This is a genomic window from Burkholderia sp. Se-20373 (genome assembly GCF_017104705.1).
In the GTDB taxonomy this organism is placed as follows: domain Bacteria; phylum Pseudomonadota; class Gammaproteobacteria; order Burkholderiales; family Burkholderiaceae; genus Burkholderia.
In genome coordinates this window covers 1-16,380 of record NZ_JAAGPH010000113.1, presented here as the reverse complement: position 1 = coordinate 16,380, position 16,380 = coordinate 1, and the positions used below count along the sequence as shown (strand labels likewise).

Below are 16,380 nucleotides of genomic sequence, written 5' to 3'. Positions count from 1 at the left end.
CGACTCGACCTGGAGGCGAATATGAGCACCACCCCATCGTCCGCCTCCGCGGATTCGACCACCGAAGCCACGGCCCAGTCGCCTGCGCGCCAGTACATCGACGCGGTCCTCGAACAGTCCTTCCGGCATCTGTTCGGGCCGACCGCCACACCGGAGCAGCCTCGCAAGCACGGCGTCGTTTCGATCGCGAAACTGACAGCCGTGCTTGCCGAGTATCTTCCTCCGGAAGAAATCAAAGAGGTCAAGGCGGCGTTCCACTTCAGTGACGAAGCCCACCTCGGTCAATATCGCCAGAGCGGCGAACCCTACATCACCCATCCCGTCGCCGTCGCGGAAATCTGCGCCGGCTGGAAGCTCGACGCGCAGGCCGTCATGGCCGCGCTGCTGCACGACGTGATGGAAGACCAGGGCGTGACCAAGAGCGAGCTGGCCGAACGGTTCGGCCCGAAGGTCGCCGAACTGGTCGATGGCCTGTCGAAGCTCGACAAGATGGAATTCCGCAGCCGCGAGGAAGCGCAGGCGGAAAACTTCCGCAAGATGCTGCTCGCGATGGCACGCGACGTGCGCGTCATTCTCGTCAAGCTCGCCGATCGTCTGCACAACATGCGCACGCTCGGCGCGGTGCCGATGGAAAAGCGCCGCCGCGTCGCGCGGGAAACGCTCGACATCTACGCGCCGATCGCGCACCGCCTCGGGTTGAACAACACATATCGCGAGCTGCAGGACATGAGCTTCGCGAATTTCAACCCGCATCGCTACGCGACGCTCGAGAAGGCCGTGAAGGCCGCGCGCGGCAACCGCCGCGAAGTGATCAGCAAGATCCTCGAAGCCGCGCAGCGCGCGATGGCCGATGCGAAGATCGACGCCGAGATCACCGGCCGCGAAAAGACCATCTACAGCGTGTACCGCAAGATGCGCGACAAGCAGCTGTCGTTCTCGCAGGTGCTCGACGTGTACGGCTTTCGCGTCGTCGTCGACAGCCCGCTCGACTGCTACACGTGCATCGGCGCGCTGCACGCGCTGTACAAGCCCGTACCCGGCAAGTTCAAGGACTACATCGCGATCCCGAAGATCAACGGCTATCAGTCGCTGCACACCACGTTGGTCGGCCCGTTCGGTGCGCCGATCGAGTTCCAGGTGCGCACGCGCAAGATGCACGAGATCGCCGAGGCGGGGGTCGCCGCGCACTGGCTGTACAAGAACGGCAGCGCGGATCTCAGCGACGTGCAGAAGCGCGCGCACCAGTGGCTGAAGTCGCTGCTCGACATCCAGAGCGAAGCCGGCGATTCGAGCGAATTCCTCGAGCACGTGAAGATCGACCTGTTCCCGGATGCGGTCTACGTGTTCACGCCGAAGTCGAAGATCATGGCGCTGCCACGCGGCGCGACGGCACTCGATTTCGCGTATTCGATCCACAGCGATCTCGGCAACCAGTGCGTGGCCGTGAAGATCAACAACGAGTTGCTGCCGCTGCGCACCGAGCTGAAGAGCGGCGACATCGTCGAGGTGATCACGGCGCCGTATTCGAAGCCGAACCCTGCGTGGCTCGGCTTCGTGCGTACCGGCAAGGCGCGCTCGGCGATCCGGCACTACCTGAAGACGATGCGCCTGAACGAATCGGTGCAGCTGGGCGAGCGACTGGTCGACCAGAGCCTGAAGGGCTACGGTCTCGCGCTGGCCGATGTCGAGCCGGAAGTGTGGGAGAAGCTCGTGCAGTGGACGGGCAACAAGAGCCGTCAGGAAATCTTCGCGGACATCGGCCTCGGCCGCCGCGTGGCCGCGGTGATGGCCAAGCGCATCGAGGTGCTGATGAGCGGCCGCGATGCGGACGACGATCTGCCGAAGTCCGAGCGGCATTCCGCGCACCACGCGCCGCCGGTCGTGATCACCGGCACCGAAGGGATGTCCGTGCAGTTGTCCGCATGCTGCCGGCCGATTCCGGGCGACGCGATCATGGGTTACATCGGCATCGGCCTGGGGATGGCGATTCATACGACCGATTGCCGCGTGGCGCAGCGTATCCATCGCCGCGATCCGGGCCGCTGGATCGACGTCGAATGGGCGCCGCAGCCGGGCCGCCTGTTCGATGTCGCGGTGAAGGCGCTCGTGAAGAACACGAAGGGCATCTTTGCGCGCGTGGCGGCGGACATCACGTCGGCCGACGCGAACATCGTGCATATCGCGATGGACGAGGATCTGACGCACGAGTCGACGGTGCTGCGCTTCGTGATCCAGGTCAGCGATCGTGTGCATCTCGCGAACGTGATGCGACGCGTGCGAACCAATCCGGACGTGATGCGGATCATGCGCGAGCGTTCGACCGACGACGGTGCGCATGCGCGCCACGACGGCGGCATGCGCATCGAGCGCGAGCGTCAGGATTACTGACGCAGCCCGGGTGGGCGAGCGATCGACGGCGGCCAATGGCCGCCGTTTTCATTTGTGCTGTTTGGCGGCGAGCGCGTGCGGTGTCGTGGCCGGCGTTCTTCCGAAAAGGGGCGTGACGCAACCGTACGTTGCCGTGCGTTGAGCAAGGGAAGGAAGGGGAGGTGGAAAAGAAAAAGGGCTTTCCCGGAGGAAAGCCCTTTTAAGGTGGCGCGGCTGGCAGGATTCGAACCCACGACCCCTTGGTTCGTAGCCAAGTACTCTATCCAACTGAGCTACAGCCGCACGCAAAACGGTACTTCTCAACTGTCGGAACCTTCTGCGATGGGAAGGCTCCCAAAAAAGTGGCGCGGCTGGCAGGATTCGAACCCACGACCCCTTGGTTCGTAGCCAAGTACTCTATCCAACTGAGCTACAGCCGCACGCAAAACAAAACTTCTACTGCTTCGAACTGAAAGGGCCTTCGGTTCAGAAGGCCCTCGAAAAAAGTGGCGCGGCTGGCAGGATTCGAACCCACGACCCCTTGGTTCGTAGCCAAGTACTCTATCCAACTGAGCTACAGCCGCACGCAGAAGCGAAATTATAGCAGGGTTGTATAAAAAGGGAAGCCTTATTCGCAAATTAGGTGCATGGCCTGACCGGGGCGCCCTTCGTGTACCCTTGGAGCATCAGTCATCCATGTTGAATCTGCATCATGAACAAGGCGTTTGTCAAAGAGTCGGACGGCGACGACGACGATCTGGACCAGGCCCAGCCGGCGATTCCAGCGGGCTCGAAGAACTACATCACGCCCGCCGGCCACAAGCGGCTGAGGGACGAACTGCTGAACCTGATCGACGTCGAGCGTCCCGAGGTCGTGCGGCTCGTATCCTGGGCCGCGTCGAATGGTGACCGGTCGGAGAATGGCGACTACATCTACGGCAAGCGGCGGCTTCGCGAGATCGATCGCCGCATCCGCTTCCTGACGAAGCGGCTCGATCTGGCCGAAGTCGTCGATGCGAGCCGGCAGGAGAATGTCGACCAGGTGTTTTTCGGCGCAACGGTCGATTACGAAACACCGGACGGCGAGGATCACACGATCACGATCGTCGGGATCGACGAGGTCGATCTCGATCGCGGCTGCGTCAGCTGGATTTCGCCGGTCGCGCGCGCACTGATCAAGGCGAAGATCGGCGATACCGTCATGCTGATGACGCCGGCCGGCCCGCAGCCGATCGACGTGCTCGACGTCCGTTACCCGGCGCCGGGCAACGCCTGAGCGGCGCACGGCGCAGCCCGGCAAGGAAAAAGCGCCCCGATGGGGCGCTTCGTCATCCGGCGTGCGGCGGAACTGCCGGTCGCTCAGAAGCGATGGCGCAGGCCGGCCGTGACCGCGATCTGCTTGTTGGTCGATGAAGCACCACCGAGGCCATTGACATAGGCGCCGATGCCCAGGCCGTCCGTGCTGACGCGCTGATACACGCCTTGCACATACACGTCGGTCCGCTTGGACAGCGCATAGTCGGTCTGCAGGTTGAACTGGTTCCAGCCCGGATGACGGCCGTCCAGGAAGCCGGCGGTGTACGTGTACGACCCGGCCAGCGACAAGGCCGGCGTGAGCGCGTAGCGCGCGTTCACTTCGTAGTTGTTGAAGCGGGCAAACGTGCCGTCGAGACCCAGCCCGTTCGACACGCCCGACGCACCCGCAGCGATACCGAGCGCCCGGTTCACGCGCGATTGCGTGAACACGAAGCCGGCCGTTGCCGGACCGAACGTGTAGTTCAGGCCGCCGCCGAACACGCGCTGACGCTTGCCGACGAACGTATTGTCGCCTGCCACCGCGCCGCCGCTGTTGGTGACCGCCGCCGACGTGAGGCCCGAGATGTCATTGTTCAACTGCAGGTAGCCGGCGCCGATATTGAAGCCGGCGTAGGTGTACGACACGCCTGCGCTGTACGCGCGATTGTTCGAGAACTGGCTGCTGTTCGAGAAGCCGTACAACGCGCCGAACTTCAGTCCGCCGTAATTGACGCTCGTGTACTTGACAGCGTTATTGATCCGGAACGAATTGTTCAGATTGTCGTTGTCGAACGGGTGGGCAAACTGGGTGCCGCCGAATTGCGTACCGGTCAGGGACAGCGGCCCGATGTAGTCGACGACGCTATCGTACTGGCGACCGAGGGTGACGGCGCCGAGCTGGTCATGAGACAGGCCGACGAACGCTTGGCGGCCGAATTCGCGGCCATTCTGGCCGAGCGTGCCATTGGCGATGTTGAAGCCGTTTTCCAACACGAAGATTGCTTTCAGGCCGCCACCGAGATCTTCCGTGCCGCGCAGGCCCCAGCGGCTGCCGTTGATCTGGCCGCTGCGTTCCGACCATGAGCTGTGGCCACCCTGGTTGTTCGTATAGGTGATGCCTGCATCGATCAGGCCATAGAGCGTCACGCTGCTTTGGGCGTGAGCCGCCGTAACGAATACACCCGACAACGCGGTGACGATCAGGGTTTTTTTCATGGATCTGTCTCCAAACAGGATGATGTCGATCGAACCTGCTGCGGACTGGCATGTTGTGCTTGACGTTGCGGCCGGTCCGGCAGAGCGGCGGTGCGCTTATCAAAAAGCCATCTGCAGTGTACGGAGTGCGTGGAGCGGGGGAAGGATGCGCTTTAAGCAATAATATATTTTGGAATCCGCAAAGATCGGCAATATGGCGGAAACGATTGACCATCAAGGATTTGCGGCGGTGCAGCGAAGAAAAATGGCGGTCAGGAGTACGTAACGGGCGTTGTGCGATCGCGACAGATGGTCAGCGGGAGGCGGGGATGGTCGTCATCCGATTATTGACACATCGGCAATAGAGGTTTGTGTGGAGCATGGCTAATGAAAGGTTGTTCTCTCGCTATACTGCGATCTCTGCTTTCCGAAGCAGACTTTTTCGTTGACGGAAAAGATCTCCAAACCTTTGTCGGCGCGACTTCCCAGTCGCGCTTTTTTTTGCCTGTCGGTCCGCGCGCTATTGCGCGAACGAGCGCCGCTTGCGCTTGGCCGCGGGTGCGGCCTCCTTGGCTTCGTTGGGGGGCGGCGTGTATGTCCAGTCTTCCATCACATAGTGGCGGGCATCGAGAGGCGACGAGAGCAGGTTCTGCCAGTGATCGCCATGCCAGGTCGTATCGAATTCGGTGTCGCACGGCGCTTCGCGCGAGGACGCGGACTCGGCCAGGGCGCGGGACTTGCGGTGTACGCGTCCGAGCCGGCTCGCGAAGCGCTTGATTCCGTCCAGCCACATGACCTTCTCCTTCCTTCCGACGTTAAGCGAGCATCGCAATGTCCCCGGATTTCCGCAACCCGGAAAAAACCCGAGGAATTTACCGAGCCGATTTGTCCCCGGTAGGAATTTCACCGTCGCGATTATTAACGTTCTGATCCCGGTAATATTGACAGGTTTTTGTTGCGAATCAATTAATCAAAGGCGCCGGTGTACCGATTCCAGTGGTATTAGCTCTTTTTTGATAAAACGATCGTCAAAAATTTCCTTGACGCACCCGGATTGTCCAATTTATAAAGTCAGCACTCCGTCCTCGGGCGGCGTGCTGGTGTGGGTGCTGGCGCAATGTTTCGGGATTTCGGGAAACGGCTATAAAAATAGCTTTTTTGGATCTAATCGAGTGGGGAACGAAGACATGGATACCGGTATCGTGAAATGGTTTAACGATGCTAAAGGTTTCGGCTTTATTACGTCGGACAATGGCGGTGAAGATTTGTTTGCACACTTTTCCGAAATCAAGATGGACGGCTTCAAGACGCTGAAGGAAAACCAGCGTGTTTCGTTCGACGTGAAAGTCGGGCCGAAAGGCAAGCAGGCAGCGAATATCCAGGCGGTCTGACGCGCCACGCATTGCCGATCACGTCCGGCCCCCGCATTGCGGGGGCTTTTTGTTTTTCGGGGGCGGAACATTCCGGTTCGGGCTGGCCGCGAACCCGTATGCCGGTGCATACTCACGGAAGCATCGTTTTCCAGTCTTTTCATGTCTGATTCCCCCCGTCCGTCCGATCCCGCCAGCGAACAGCCGCTCGTTTTCGTCGACCTTGAAACCACTGGCGGCTCGCCCGCCGAACACCGCATCACTGAAATCGGCGTGGTCGAAATCGGCCCGTTCGGCGTGTCGACGTGGACGACGCTCGTCAATCCGGGGCAGCCGATTCCGCCGTTCATCCAGCAACTGACGGGCATTTCGGACGAGATGGTGCGCGAGGCGCCGTCATTTGCGTCTCTGGCGCCGGGTTTGTTCGAGCGGCTCGACGGCAAGCTTTTCGTCGCGCACAACGCGAGCTTCGACCGCGGCTTCCTGCGGGCCGAATTCGAGCGGGCCGGCTTCGCGTTCAATCCCGATGTGCTGTGTACGGTGCGGCTGTCGAAAGCGCTGTTCCCGCGCGAGTCGCGGCACGGCCTCGACGCGTTGATCGAGCGCCACGGCCTCGTGCCGGCTGCCCGCCACCGGGCGCTGGCGGATGCTGACCTGCTGTGGCAGTTCTGGCGCCTGTTGCACGATATCGTGCCGCTCGAGCGACTGCGTGACCAGATCGCGCGCACGACGCGCCACTTCCGTCTGGGCGGCGACCTGACCGAAGCCTGGCTCGATACCGCGCCGCCCGGCTGCGGTGCGTACGCACTGTTCGGGGAGGAGGATGTACCGCTGTATGTTGGCCGCAGCGTGCGTGTGCGGCAGCGGCTGCGTGCGCTGCTGACGGGCGAGCGCCGTTCGTCGAAGGAAATGCGACTGGCGCAGCAGGTGCGGCGGGTCGAATGGCGCGAGACCGGCAACGAGTTGGGGGCGATGCTGGCCGAAGCGCAATGGATTGCCCGGCTGCGGCCGTCATACAACCGGCGCCTCGCGGCCGACGCCCGTGCCGGCGCTGCGCCCTGGCCGTTCGAAGGTGCGGTCGCATTCGAGGCGAGCGGCGAGCGCAGCCTGTTTCATGTGATCGACGGCTGGCGCTATCTCGGCGCGGCGGAGTCGCTCGACGCGGCCGCGCAACTCGCGGCCGACGCGACGGACGGTGCGTTCGAACCCTTCACCCACCGTCTGCTGCAGACGCATCTCGCCCGCGGCCTGCAGCTGATTCCGCTCGCCGCGCTCACGCCTGCGGGGCAGGCGGGTTAATCAGGGCGAGCTCGCGCGCCCCCCGCCCGCTGTCGTCAGCCGATCGCGCTTGCGCCGCCGGCCGAGCAGACGTGCGACAGCGCGGTGTCGAGTGCCTGCGTTTGCGTGGCGTCGTAGCGCGTGAGCGTCTTCCAGTTGGCGATGCTGCGCGCGAGCCGCGTCTGGCAATCAGGCGCATCCCGCAGCGGTGCAACCTGCGCGAGCCCCGCGAGCATTTTCTGCGTCAGCCGGTCGAGCGCAGGGCGCGTGCTGGTCGCGAGATCGGGCGGTGTGCCTTCCGGCGGCCGCGTCGTGCGCCAGGTCGCGAACAGCGCATTCTGCACATCCTTGCTCGCGGTGATCTGATCCTCGAAGAACGTCCGTGCGAACGCGGGATCGACGCCGGCCTGTACCGCGCGCTTCTCGACTGACACGAGCAGTTCCGCTTCGCGCGGTCGGTCCTCGATTGCCTTGTGATTCGCCCATTTCCATCGAGCGACCGGTTCGGCGAGCGCGAGGCGCTGCGATGCGAGCGCGACGATATTGGTGAGGGCGGTGTCGTCACCGTCTGCATTGGCGACGCGCGGGGACGAAAAGAGGGCGACGCCGAGTGCGGCGACAGCGAGGCTGGCACGAATGGCTTGCTTCATCGGAACGATCGGGAGAGCCGGGCGGGCCGGATGTGGAAAACCAGAAGGATAGACGAAGACAGTCGCGCGGCGTAGCGCAGCGACCAGAGAATCAGCAGGCGAGCTGATCCGGCACCGTCAGGCTGTTGCGGCCCGGGTGCGAGGCGAATTGCGCGCGATGCGCAGTGATGAACCGCACGATAGCGAGGATCGGCACGTGGCGGTTACAGAACCGAACAGGCGTTCACTTCGGCGAGTACAGCTTGTGCTGCTCGTCGAAGAATGCCCGCACGTGGTCGGGCAATTCGGCGAGGAATTCCACGCCGACGGGTTCCGGATCCGGGCTCATCACTTGCTCCGGCGGTGGCATGCGGGTTGGTCTTTCGTCCATGGTCATTTCTCCAGCAGGTTCGATGATTATCAACCTCGTGCTTGGATTTATGCCAGTGGCGAATCGTTAGATTTTGTCTCTGTTGTATTAACGGCACATGCGCTCTGACGCGCGCTGCGATGCCGACTATTGCGCCGTGCGGGATCGGCATGAATCGGCCGCTTGTTATACTTGCGCGCACTTTTTCCGGACCGTGATGAAGCGAACGACGCGATGGATCGGCCTTGTATGGCTGGCGCTGGTACTGAACGTACTGTCGCCTGTCATCGGCTATGCGCGTCTTGCATCGAGCGGCTCCGGCGAGCTCACGCTCGAGTTGTGCAGTGCAGCGGGCGCCCGCCAGGTCGTGCTCGCGCAGGCGGGCGGCGATCACGATACGTCGTCGTTCGACCATGACGGCGTGCCGCACTGCGTGTACTGCCCCGGCTTCGCGGCGAACGTGGCGCTCGGGTCGAGCCTGCCCGCACTGCCGGGCTTCGTGCGGACGTTCGCCTCTCGCGCGGCCGCGCCCGCCATTCCCGATTTTCCCCGCAAGGGCATCCGTCTCGCGCAGCCTCGCGCCCCGCCTGAAAACGCTCCGATCTGATTGATGTCGTCCGCGCGCCCCGGTGGCGCGCGTGCCGTCCGCGGCCGGGCCGCGTGCCGCGCCGTTCGTGCGCGGCGCGCGCTCGTGTCCGGCGCGCGCTCGTGTCCGGCGGCGTCCGATCACGTTTTCAGGAATTCACTCATGTCCTCTCCCTTTGCCGCGCGGCCGTCGCGCGGCAGGCTCGCGCTTGGATGCGCGGCCGCTCTCGCGTGGCCCGCCGCCCATGCGGCCTCGACTTCAACGAACTGCAGAGCGCGCGCGGGCTCGTCTACGCCGACGGCGTACTGCTGTCGAACCTGCTCGGCTCGAGCTACGCGTATCCGCCGCGCTGGTCGCTGATTCCGCCGGACGATATCGCGCGCGGCAACGTGTCGATCGGCGGCCGGAACATGACCGTCGCGCCGAACGCATTCGCGCCGCAGCGCGGCGACCAGGAGAACTGGCTGTATGCGCTCGGCCTGAATGGCCGGCTCGATTCCGGCCGGCGGCTGTCGGGCGTCGTATCCGCGTACGACGTGTCGCGCGACGTGCAACGCTCGGCGTCGACCGTGCAGGGCGGCGCAGGCACACTGTTCCAGGGCGACGGCACCGGCTGGCGCACGCTCGACCTGAAGGCAGAGGCGCCGGAAGTGAAGGGCCACACGTTCACGTTCGGCTATCACTACGACAATTACTTCCTGCGCAACGTCACGTACAACACGGCCGACTGGCTGGCCGGGCCGACCACGTCGCTGTCGAGCGTCTATCGCGGCGACACGCGCACGCAGGCATTGTTCGGGCAGGACGCGTGGCGTTTCGCGCCGGGCTGGCTCGCGACGCTGGGGCTGCGCTACGAGCGCTGGGATGCGTACGGCGGTGCGCTCGGCAATGCAACGGGCACGCTCGGCTATGCGGACCGCAGCGCGAATGCGCTGTCGCCGAAGGTCGCGTTGCAATGGGATGCGACCGACGTCTGGCGCTTCCGGCTGACGTTTGCGACAGGCACGCGTTTTCCGACGGTCGGCGAACTGTTCCAGGGCACGATCTCGAACAACGCGATCGTCAACAACAACCCGAACCTGCGGCCGGAAAAGGCGATCGACTGGGATTTCACGGCCGAACGCGACGTGGTCGTCGGCGTCGTGCGTGCCAGCGTGTTCCAGAGCGACCTGCGCGATTCGATCTACAGCCAGACGACGGTGTCGGGCGCGACGACGGTGACCAACATCTCGAACGTCGATCGCGTGCGCGTGCGTGGCGTCGAACTCGCGTTCAGCGGCGAGAACGTCGGTTTGAAGGGGCTCGCGATCGACGCGAACCTGTCGGCGAGCAACGCGCAGATCCTCGCCGACGCCGCGAATCCGGCGTATGTCGGCTCGCGCTTTCCGCGGATTCCGCGCATGCGTGCGAACCTGCTCGCGTCGTATCGCTTCGACGAGCGCTGGCTCGCGAGCGTCGGTGTGCGCTACTCGGGCCGCCAGTTCAACACGCTCGACAACAGTGACGTGAACCCGGACGTCTACGGCGGCACGAGCTCGTTGACGGTCGTCGACCTGAAGGCGCGCTACCGCTTCGACCGTCACTGGACCGCGTCGCTCGGCATCGACAACCTGACGGACCGCCGCTACTACGTGTTCCACCCGTATCCGGGCCGTACTTTCTATGGAGAACTGAAATGGTCGCTGTGAGATCGCTCGCGGCAGGCGGTGCGCTGTGGTGCGCGTTGTTGTCGCCAGCCGACGCCCGAGCGTTTGCGCGCGGCGCTCGATGCGGGATGGAGAGGGGAAATGCCGCGCATCGTGTGGATCTGGCGCGATGATGCACGCGAAGCGCGCAGTGGACTGCTGACGGCCGACATACCCGACGGCAGGTTGCAGCGCGCGAAGCGCTGAGCGGGCCGGCGGCGCGCGGCGAGCGTGCCGCCCGCCGGCCTGATGCGAAAACGCGCCCGAAGGCGCGTGGAGAGAAGCGTCAGGCCGCTCGCTTGAATAGCCGGATCACGAATAGCAGGATCACCGCGCCGACGACCGCGACGATCACCGAACCGATGAAGCCGCTGCCGACGCTGATGCCGAGTATCCCGGCGAGCCAGCCGCCGATCACCGCGCCGACGATCCCGACGATGATGTCGACGATCAGCCCGAAGCCGCCGCCCTTGACGAGCAAGCCGGCAAGCCAGCCGGCGATCGCACCGATGATGAGCCACATAATCAAGCCATGAGCCATGGTTGTCCTCTCCTTGAGTTGTCGAATGACCGGACGTCGGCAGCGTTGCCGCAAGCTGAATGAAGGCGGCAACGCGACCTGCCGCGCCGCCCACGCAATGTAACGCGATAGACGGGTCGGAATCGTTAAGTAATGTTATGCACCCTTAGCGGGATTTTCCAGGGAATTCGTCTGCATACGGCGAGGCCCGTGCATGAACGATGCATGGTGAAATGAAGTTGTAATGTATGGCCGCCGGTGAAGCCGGTCAGCCATCGGCGTCAGCGTTCGTGTGTCGATGGCTGCCTGCCCGCGTTGGGTAATCCGTCGCTTGCTTCGGCGACCAGTCGTGCCACGGTCGCGACATCGCCGATCGCCTCGATCGACAGCAGTGCGAAGCGGGCGAGAAAGAGCGATGCATCGGCTTCGCCGATCTGCGTCATCGCGCGGCACAGGTCGGTGTAGAGGGTGTCGCGTTCGGTATTCGTCATCATGCGATCTCCTGAGGATCGGTTGATGCGCGCGGATGGAGCGCGCGTTCGAGCGCGGTGGCCACCTCGCCGGCGCGAGCGTCGTGCCAGCGCCCGAGTACATGGCCGTCCGGACGCACGAGATAGACGGTGCCCTCACGCGCGCCGTACATGTCGAACAGCCGGCCGTCTTCGTCATGCCCGCCGCAGGCCGGTTGCTGCGGCACCGCATGCCGAGCGAGCGTGATGAGCGCGAACGGTATCCGCTTGGCCTGCAGGCGTCGTTCGAGATCGGCCAGCGTCGGATCGGGTACGCCGTCGGACGTGAAGCAGAGCGCGGTGAAGCGCGGCGCGACGAGATCGGTCAGGTGGCCGCGGCGCGTGTCGCTGCCGGGCGCCGTGTACCGCATCAGCGGGCATTCGGCGAGTACCGTCCCGGGCGCGGGGCCGGCTGAAAACGTGTCGCGTTCGGCTGCGTTGAGCGACGACGTCGCATAGACGATGGCTGTCGTCTGGCGCGGATTGATCAGCGAGCGCAGCGCCGGATGCCGGACCGCGAGCGACAGCACGGCCTTGCGCATCAGTTCGAACGCAAACGACGGCGGCGCCATGAACTCGGTGCTCTTCGTCCCGTAGCGCAGGTTCTCGTGCGTCGCGAACACGCGCTCGTCCGAGTAGTTGTCGAGCAGCGTGTCCGAAGCGAGCCCACGAGTCACGTACGCGAGTTTCCATGCAAGGTTGTCGGCATCGTCGATGCCCGAATTCGCGCCGCGCACGCCGAAGATCGGCACGAGATGCGCGGCGTCGCCGCAGAACAGCACGCGGCCGTGCCGATAGCGTTCGAGCGTCAGTGCATTCGCCTTGTAGATTGTGATCCAGATCGGCGACCAGTCGCCGTGCTCGCCCATCATGTCGAGCAGGTTCTGCACGCGGGGAATCACGTTCTCCGGTTTGATAGCCGCTTCGGGATCCTCATCGTCGCGCAACTGGTAGTCGATCCGCCACACGTTGTCGGGTTGCTTGTGGACGAGTACCGTCGAGCCCGGGTTCGACGACGGATCGAAGTATGCGAGCCGTTCGGTCGGCCGGTCGCTGGCGAGCGCGATGTCGACGATCACGTAGCGGCCCTCGTAGCTCGTGCCCTGCAGCGACAGGCCGAGCGCCTCGCGCATCGTGCTGCGCCCGCCGTCGCATGCGACGACCCAGTCGGTGTCGAGTGCGTAGCTGCCGAGCGGGGTGTCGACGTCCAGGCGCACACCGTCCGGTTGCCGGGTCACGCCGGTGACTTTCGCCTGCCAGCGGATCTCGATGAGTTCGGGGCGACGCAGCGCGGCGTCGAGCAGGAACTGCTCGATGTGATACTGCGCGAGATTGATCATCGGCGGCAGCTTCTGGTTTTCGTCCTGCGGCATCGTGAAATGCAGCACTTCGTCGCGACGGTAGAAGCTGCGTCCGCCGGTCCACGGCAGCCCCGTGCGCAGAAAGTCGCCGAGCGCGCCGAGCCGCTCGATGATCTCGAGGCTGCGCCGCGAGATGCAGATCGCGCGGCTGCCGTGGCAGACCGCATCGTCGGCCTCGATCAGCACGCTGCGGATGCCATGGTTCGCGAGGCCGAGCGCGACGGCGAGGCCGACGGGGCCGCCGCCGATGATCGCTACGCGATGCCGGTGCGTATCGATACCGTCGTCGCAGGCCGGCAGATGCGCGGGATGGCGCTCGGCGACGAACGGGTAGGGCTTGAAGTCGATATTCATCGTTGGCTTCCGGGGGAGGGCGGTTCGACGTGCACGCGCGCCGGGGCAAACGCGTGCAGGCAGTCGAAGCAGTATGGAAGCCGGGCGGAAGTCCGCTGTCCCCATTCCGGGTACAGCAAGCCGACCGGGATTTACCCCGATTCGGCCATCGCCGGCCGGTTCGGTTCAGGGCTGCAGGCAGAGCGCGAACAACTGGCGCTGGCTCGAGATGCCCAGGCGCCGGTACGCGCGTTTCTGGTACGTGACGACGCTCGACACCTTCACGCCGATCGTCTCGCCGATCTCTTGTGCGCTCTGGCCTTCGAGCACACCGCGCAGCACGTCGAGTTCACGCTTGGACAGCGCCGGGCAGGCGCTGCGTAACCGCGCGAGCATCCGTTGCGGGATTCCGATCTGCGCGGCATCGGCGAGCGCGTAGTGATGCTTCGCGGCCTGCGCGATCAGCGGCGCGAGCGCTTCGATCTCCGCGATCTCGCGCGGCTGGAACGCGCCGCTGCGATGCGCGCGGTACAAATTGATCGACAGCCAGCTCGCATCGTTGGGCTGCATCAGCAACGACAGCCGGTCGGACACGTCGGGGCCGCGGTAGCAGGCCGCTCGATACGCTTCATGAACGATCTCGTCGCCGGCCTGCTGGTGCAGCAGCAGGTCGTGGCGGCGCGTGCCGCGAGGTGCGCTCGACACGATCTTCTGGTTGCCGTCGAGCGCGTAGAAGTGTCGCGCGTAGGTGTCGGCGACGTCGCGCAGGTAGCGGCCGCCGCGATGGTCGGCGACGGATAGCGTGCGCGGGCGGTTGCCGAACTCGTACGCGAAGATCGTGCATTGCGTGACCGACAGCGCATCGTCGAACAGCTTCAGCACTTCGGCTGCGAATGCGTTGGGCTCGTTGCTGCCGATCGCGGCGACGAGGCGCGTTGCACGAGATACGTCCAGTTGCCCGGTGAGGTTCGGTCGCTCGAGACGCCAGGTGCGCATGATGCTCGGAAAGGGCGGAGTGGTCCGGCGATTGTAATCGGCGGCGTGCGGCGCGGGAGTCGGGTGATGCCCGCAAGCGGAGCGGACGCGGAGAGAAGAAGGGCAGCGCGCGATTGGGCGCCCGGAATGAGAAAAGGGCTGACAAGCATCGCTTGTCAGCCCTTTATAACTTGGTGCCGGAGATAGGAGTCGAACCTACGACCTTCGCATTACGAATGCGCTGCTCTACCAACTGAGCTACACCGGCATCAGAGAAACGAAATTATAAGGTGAAATCTGAGGCCTTGGCAATAGGTTTTGCGAAATTTTTTCAGCTTGCTGCTGCTGTTTCGCGAAACTCATCGACTCGGCAAACTTCCCCGCTTCGTTTCACTGCGATGCGACCCGTTGGGGTCACATCGAGAGCCGCGATTCTACGTACGTCGCGCGACACTGTCTAGTGCTGCAGTGCAAATTTATTGCTTTTCTTGATGGTAGCCCGTCACGCGCTCGACTTCGTTCTTCGAACCGAGGAACACAGGGACGCGCTGATGCAGGCCCGTCGGCTGCACTTCCATGATGCGCTGCGTGCCGGTCGTCGCGGCGCCGCCCGCCTGTTCGACGATGAACGACATCGGGTTCGCTTCGTACATCAGGCGCAGCTTGCCCGGGCGATCGGGCGTGCGCTTGTCGGCCGGGTACATGAAGATGCCGCCGCGGTTCAGGATCCGGTGCACGTCGGCCACCATCGATGCGATCCAGCGCATGTTGAAGTTGTCGCCGCGCGGGCCGTCCTTGCCGGCGTTCAGTTCGTCGACGTAGCGCTTGACCGGGTCGTACCAGTGGCGCGCGTTCGATGCGTTGATCGCGTACTCGCGCGTGTCGGCCGGGATCTGCATGTTGCTCTGCGTGAGCACCCACGAGCCGACTTCTCGGTCGAGCGTGAAGCAGTTCACGCCGTTGCCGGTGGTCAGCACGAACACCGTCTGCGGGCCGTACACGGCGTAGCCGGCCGCAACCTGCTGCGTGCCGGGTTGCAGGAACGATTCCTCGGTGGCCTGTTTGCCGTCCGGGCAGCGCAGCACCGAGAAGATCGTGCCGATCGACACGTTCACGTCGATGTTCGACGAGCCGTCGAGCGGATCGAACACGAGCAGGTATTCGCCGCGCGGGTAGTTCGCCGGGATCGGGAAGAACGTTTCCATTTCTTCCGATGCCATCGCGGCGAGGTTGCCGCCCCATTCGTTCGCGTCGAGCAGGATTTCGTTCGACAGGATGTCGAGCTTCTTCTGCACTTCGCCCTGGACGTTCTCGCTGCCGGCGGTGCCGAGCGCTTCGCCGAGCGCGCCCTTCGACACGTTGTAGCTGATCGCCTTGCATGCGCGTGCGACGACTTCGATCAGCAGGCGCAGGTCAGCGGGGAGGTTGTTGGTCTCACGTTGCTGTTCGATCAGGAACTTCGACAGCGTGGTGCGGCGGGCAATGGACATGACAGACTCCAGAAGGCCAAAAGAATCCTTGAATAGCCGCAATTTTACCCGCCGCGCCTCCCGTGCCACCGGCTTTTTTCGTCCGGTTACATGGCCGGGCGGCCGGCCCGGCCCGGTTTTCCGGTGGTGGAAACCGGCGGGACGCGCTTGACGCGACGGCAGGCGGCGCGGTCGCTCCCCGCGATTGCGCGCGGTTCCAGCAGTCTTCACACCATAAAAAAGCCGGTGCCGCGACGGGCGGCACCGGCTGTATCGCGCAGGCGCGACGCGGGCGATGGCGTTACGCGAGTGCCTTCTCGACGATCTCGCGCACGTCACGCGATTTCGCACCGGCGGCGACTTGCTCGAGCGCTTCGCGCATCCGGTCGCGCAGCGCGGGCGTGAAGCGGCGCCACAGTTCGAGCGAGCGCGCGAGGC

14 protein-coding genes, 4 tRNA genes and 2 pseudogenes are annotated in these 16,380 nt (G+C 64.2%); 7 read left to right on the top strand and 13 right to left on the bottom strand.

Annotated elements, in window-relative coordinates; genetic code table 11:
- The first annotated feature begins 21 nt into the window (after nucleotides 1-21).
- Entirely contained in the window at nucleotides 22-2,388 is a 2,367-nt protein-coding gene (locus G3N96_RS28445) for a bifunctional (p)ppGpp synthetase/guanosine-3',5'-bis(diphosphate) 3'-pyrophosphohydrolase (protein ID WP_089494290.1), read from the top strand.
- Between the two features lie 205 nt (nucleotides 2,389-2,593).
- Here G3N96_RS28445 and G3N96_RS28440 read toward each other — a convergent pair.
- The 3 genes from G3N96_RS28440 to G3N96_RS28430 form a co-directional block, all read right to left on the bottom strand.
- Nucleotides 2,594-2,670, bottom strand: a tRNA-Arg gene (locus G3N96_RS28440).
- Nucleotides 2,671-2,730: 60 nt separating this feature from the next.
- Nucleotides 2,731-2,807 (bottom strand) — tRNA-Arg (locus tag G3N96_RS28435).
- Between the two features lie 67 nt (nucleotides 2,808-2,874).
- Nucleotides 2,875-2,951, bottom strand: a tRNA-Arg gene (locus G3N96_RS28430).
- Nucleotides 2,952-3,079: 128 nt separating this feature from the next.
- Here G3N96_RS28430 and greB point away from each other — a divergent pair.
- The gene (gene greB / locus G3N96_RS28425) at nucleotides 3,080-3,643 is read left to right on the top strand and encodes a transcription elongation factor GreB (protein ID WP_089439460.1); all 564 of its coding nucleotides are present in this window, start codon (nucleotides 3,080-3,082) and stop codon (nucleotides 3,641-3,643) included.
- Nucleotides 3,644-3,726: 83 nt separating this feature from the next.
- On the opposite strand, the gene G3N96_RS28420 is transcribed toward greB, so the two are convergent.
- Both G3N96_RS28420 and G3N96_RS28415 read right to left on the bottom strand, forming a co-directional pair.
- Nucleotides 3,727-4,878, bottom strand: coding sequence for a porin (locus G3N96_RS28420; protein ID WP_206139247.1), 1,152 nt, complete (start codon nucleotides 4,876-4,878; stop codon nucleotides 3,727-3,729).
- A 499-nt stretch (nucleotides 4,879-5,377) separates the two neighbouring features.
- A complete protein-coding gene (locus G3N96_RS28415; protein WP_089494292.1) occupies nucleotides 5,378-5,650 on the bottom strand; it encodes a hypothetical protein in 273 nt (90 codons plus the stop codon).
- A gap of 394 nt (nucleotides 5,651-6,044) precedes the next feature.
- Here G3N96_RS28415 and G3N96_RS28410 point away from each other — a divergent pair, with 394 nt between their 5' ends.
- The gene (locus G3N96_RS28410) at nucleotides 6,045-6,248 is read left to right on the top strand and encodes a cold-shock protein (protein WP_011351289.1); all 204 of its coding nucleotides are present in this window, start codon (nucleotides 6,045-6,047) and stop codon (nucleotides 6,246-6,248) included.
- 141 nt (nucleotides 6,249-6,389) lie between these two features.
- Nucleotides 6,390-7,526, top strand: a complete 1,137-nt coding sequence (locus G3N96_RS28405; RefSeq protein ID WP_206139246.1) for an exonuclease domain-containing protein — start codon at nucleotides 6,390-6,392, stop codon at nucleotides 7,524-7,526.
- Between the two features lie 35 nt (nucleotides 7,527-7,561).
- Here the strand turns inward: G3N96_RS28405 and G3N96_RS28400 are convergent, their stop codons facing one another.
- A complete protein-coding gene (locus G3N96_RS28400; protein WP_206139245.1) occupies nucleotides 7,562-8,155 on the bottom strand; it encodes a chorismate mutase in 594 nt (197 codons plus the stop codon).
- A gap of 223 nt (nucleotides 8,156-8,378) precedes the next feature.
- Complete coding sequence (locus G3N96_RS28395; RefSeq protein ID WP_006756195.1) at nucleotides 8,379-8,525, bottom strand: hypothetical protein; 147 nt, start codon at nucleotides 8,523-8,525, stop codon at nucleotides 8,379-8,381.
- A 196-nt stretch (nucleotides 8,526-8,721) separates the two neighbouring features.
- On the opposite strand from G3N96_RS28395, the gene G3N96_RS28390 reads away from it, so the two are divergent.
- From G3N96_RS28390 to G3N96_RS28380, 3 genes and pseudogenes are all read left to right on the top strand, one after another.
- Entirely contained in the window at nucleotides 8,722-9,111 is a 390-nt protein-coding gene (locus G3N96_RS28390; RefSeq protein ID WP_206139244.1) for a DUF2946 domain-containing protein, read from the top strand.
- Between the two features lie 227 nt (nucleotides 9,112-9,338).
- A pseudogene (locus tag G3N96_RS28385) lies at nucleotides 9,339-10,778 on the top strand (TonB-dependent receptor); the annotation flags it as partial.
- A 45-nt stretch (nucleotides 10,779-10,823) separates the two neighbouring features.
- Nucleotides 10,824-10,982, top strand: a pseudogene (locus G3N96_RS28380) (TlpA family protein disulfide reductase); the annotation flags it as partial.
- A gap of 79 nt (nucleotides 10,983-11,061) precedes the next feature.
- On the opposite strand, the gene G3N96_RS28375 reads toward G3N96_RS28380, so the two are convergent.
- The 6 genes from G3N96_RS28375 to G3N96_RS28350 all read right to left on the bottom strand — a co-directional run bounded on the left by G3N96_RS28375 (nucleotide 11,062) and on the right by G3N96_RS28350 (nucleotide 15,963).
- Nucleotides 11,062-11,316: a GlsB/YeaQ/YmgE family stress response membrane protein gene (locus G3N96_RS28375; protein ID WP_089439467.1), complete on the bottom strand. Its 255-nt coding sequence runs from the start codon at nucleotides 11,314-11,316 to the stop codon at nucleotides 11,062-11,064.
- Nucleotides 11,317-11,576: 260 nt separating this feature from the next.
- Nucleotides 11,577-11,789 carry a hypothetical protein gene (locus tag G3N96_RS28370; protein WP_206139243.1) on the bottom strand — a complete coding sequence of 71 codons (213 nt, stop codon included), beginning with the start codon at nucleotides 11,787-11,789 and terminating at the stop codon, nucleotides 11,577-11,579.
- Nucleotides 11,786-13,519: an FAD-dependent oxidoreductase gene (locus G3N96_RS28365; RefSeq protein ID WP_206139242.1), complete on the bottom strand. Its 1,734-nt coding sequence runs from the start codon at nucleotides 13,517-13,519 to the stop codon at nucleotides 11,786-11,788. Before G3N96_RS28365 ends, G3N96_RS28370 begins: the two co-directional genes overlap by 4 nt.
- Before the next feature lie 165 nt (nucleotides 13,520-13,684).
- Nucleotides 13,685-14,494, bottom strand: a complete 810-nt coding sequence (locus tag G3N96_RS28360; protein WP_206139241.1) for a LuxR C-terminal-related transcriptional regulator — start codon at nucleotides 14,492-14,494, stop codon at nucleotides 13,685-13,687.
- Nucleotides 14,495-14,665: 171 nt separating this feature from the next.
- A tRNA-Thr gene (locus G3N96_RS28355) sits at nucleotides 14,666-14,741 on the bottom strand.
- A 208-nt stretch (nucleotides 14,742-14,949) separates the two neighbouring features.
- Nucleotides 14,950-15,963, bottom strand: a complete 1,014-nt coding sequence (locus tag G3N96_RS28350) for a class 1 fructose-bisphosphatase (RefSeq protein WP_089439471.1) — start codon at nucleotides 15,961-15,963, stop codon at nucleotides 14,950-14,952.
- Nucleotides 15,964-16,380 lie beyond the last annotated feature (417 nt).

What these genes read in the sequence shown, in the direction of transcription:
- G3N96_RS28350 (WP_089439471.1), bottom strand. Translation starts at nt 15,963, where the DNA reads ATGTCCATTGCCCGCCGCACCACGCTGTCGAAGTTCCTGATCGAACAG.
- G3N96_RS28360 (WP_206139241.1), bottom strand. Translation starts at nt 14,494, where the DNA reads ATGCGCACCTGGCGTCTCGAGCGACCGAACCTCACCGGGCAACTGGAC.
- G3N96_RS28375 (WP_089439467.1), bottom strand. Translation starts at nt 11,316, where the DNA reads ATGGCTCATGGCTTGATTATGTGGCTCATCATCGGTGCGATCGCCGGC.
- G3N96_RS28365 (WP_206139242.1), bottom strand. Translation starts at nt 13,519, where the DNA reads ATGAATATCGACTTCAAGCCCTACCCGTTCGTCGCCGAGCGCCATCCC.
- G3N96_RS28415 (WP_089494292.1), bottom strand. Translation starts at nt 5,650, where the DNA reads ATGTGGCTGGACGGAATCAAGCGCTTCGCGAGCCGGCTCGGACGCGTA.
- G3N96_RS28420 (WP_206139247.1), bottom strand. Translation starts at nt 4,878, where the DNA reads ATGAAAAAAACCCTGATCGTCACCGCGTTGTCGGGTGTATTCGTTACG.
- G3N96_RS28400 (WP_206139245.1), bottom strand. Translation starts at nt 8,155, where the DNA reads ATGAAGCAAGCCATTCGTGCCAGCCTCGCTGTCGCCGCACTCGGCGTC.
- G3N96_RS28405 (WP_206139246.1), top strand. Translation starts at nt 6,390, where the DNA reads ATGTCTGATTCCCCCCGTCCGTCCGATCCCGCCAGCGAACAGCCGCTC.
- G3N96_RS28370 (WP_206139243.1), bottom strand. Translation starts at nt 11,789, where the DNA reads ATGATGACGAATACCGAACGCGACACCCTCTACACCGACCTGTGCCGC.
- G3N96_RS28410 (WP_011351289.1), top strand. Translation starts at nt 6,045, where the DNA reads ATGGATACCGGTATCGTGAAATGGTTTAACGATGCTAAAGGTTTCGGC.
- G3N96_RS28445 (WP_089494290.1), top strand. Translation starts at nt 22, where the DNA reads ATGAGCACCACCCCATCGTCCGCCTCCGCGGATTCGACCACCGAAGCC.
- G3N96_RS28395 (WP_006756195.1), bottom strand. Translation starts at nt 8,525, where the DNA reads ATGGACGAAAGACCAACCCGCATGCCACCGCCGGAGCAAGTGATGAGC.
- G3N96_RS28390 (WP_206139244.1), top strand. Translation starts at nt 8,722, where the DNA reads ATGAAGCGAACGACGCGATGGATCGGCCTTGTATGGCTGGCGCTGGTA.
- greB (WP_089439460.1), top strand. Translation starts at nt 3,080, where the DNA reads ATGAACAAGGCGTTTGTCAAAGAGTCGGACGGCGACGACGACGATCTG.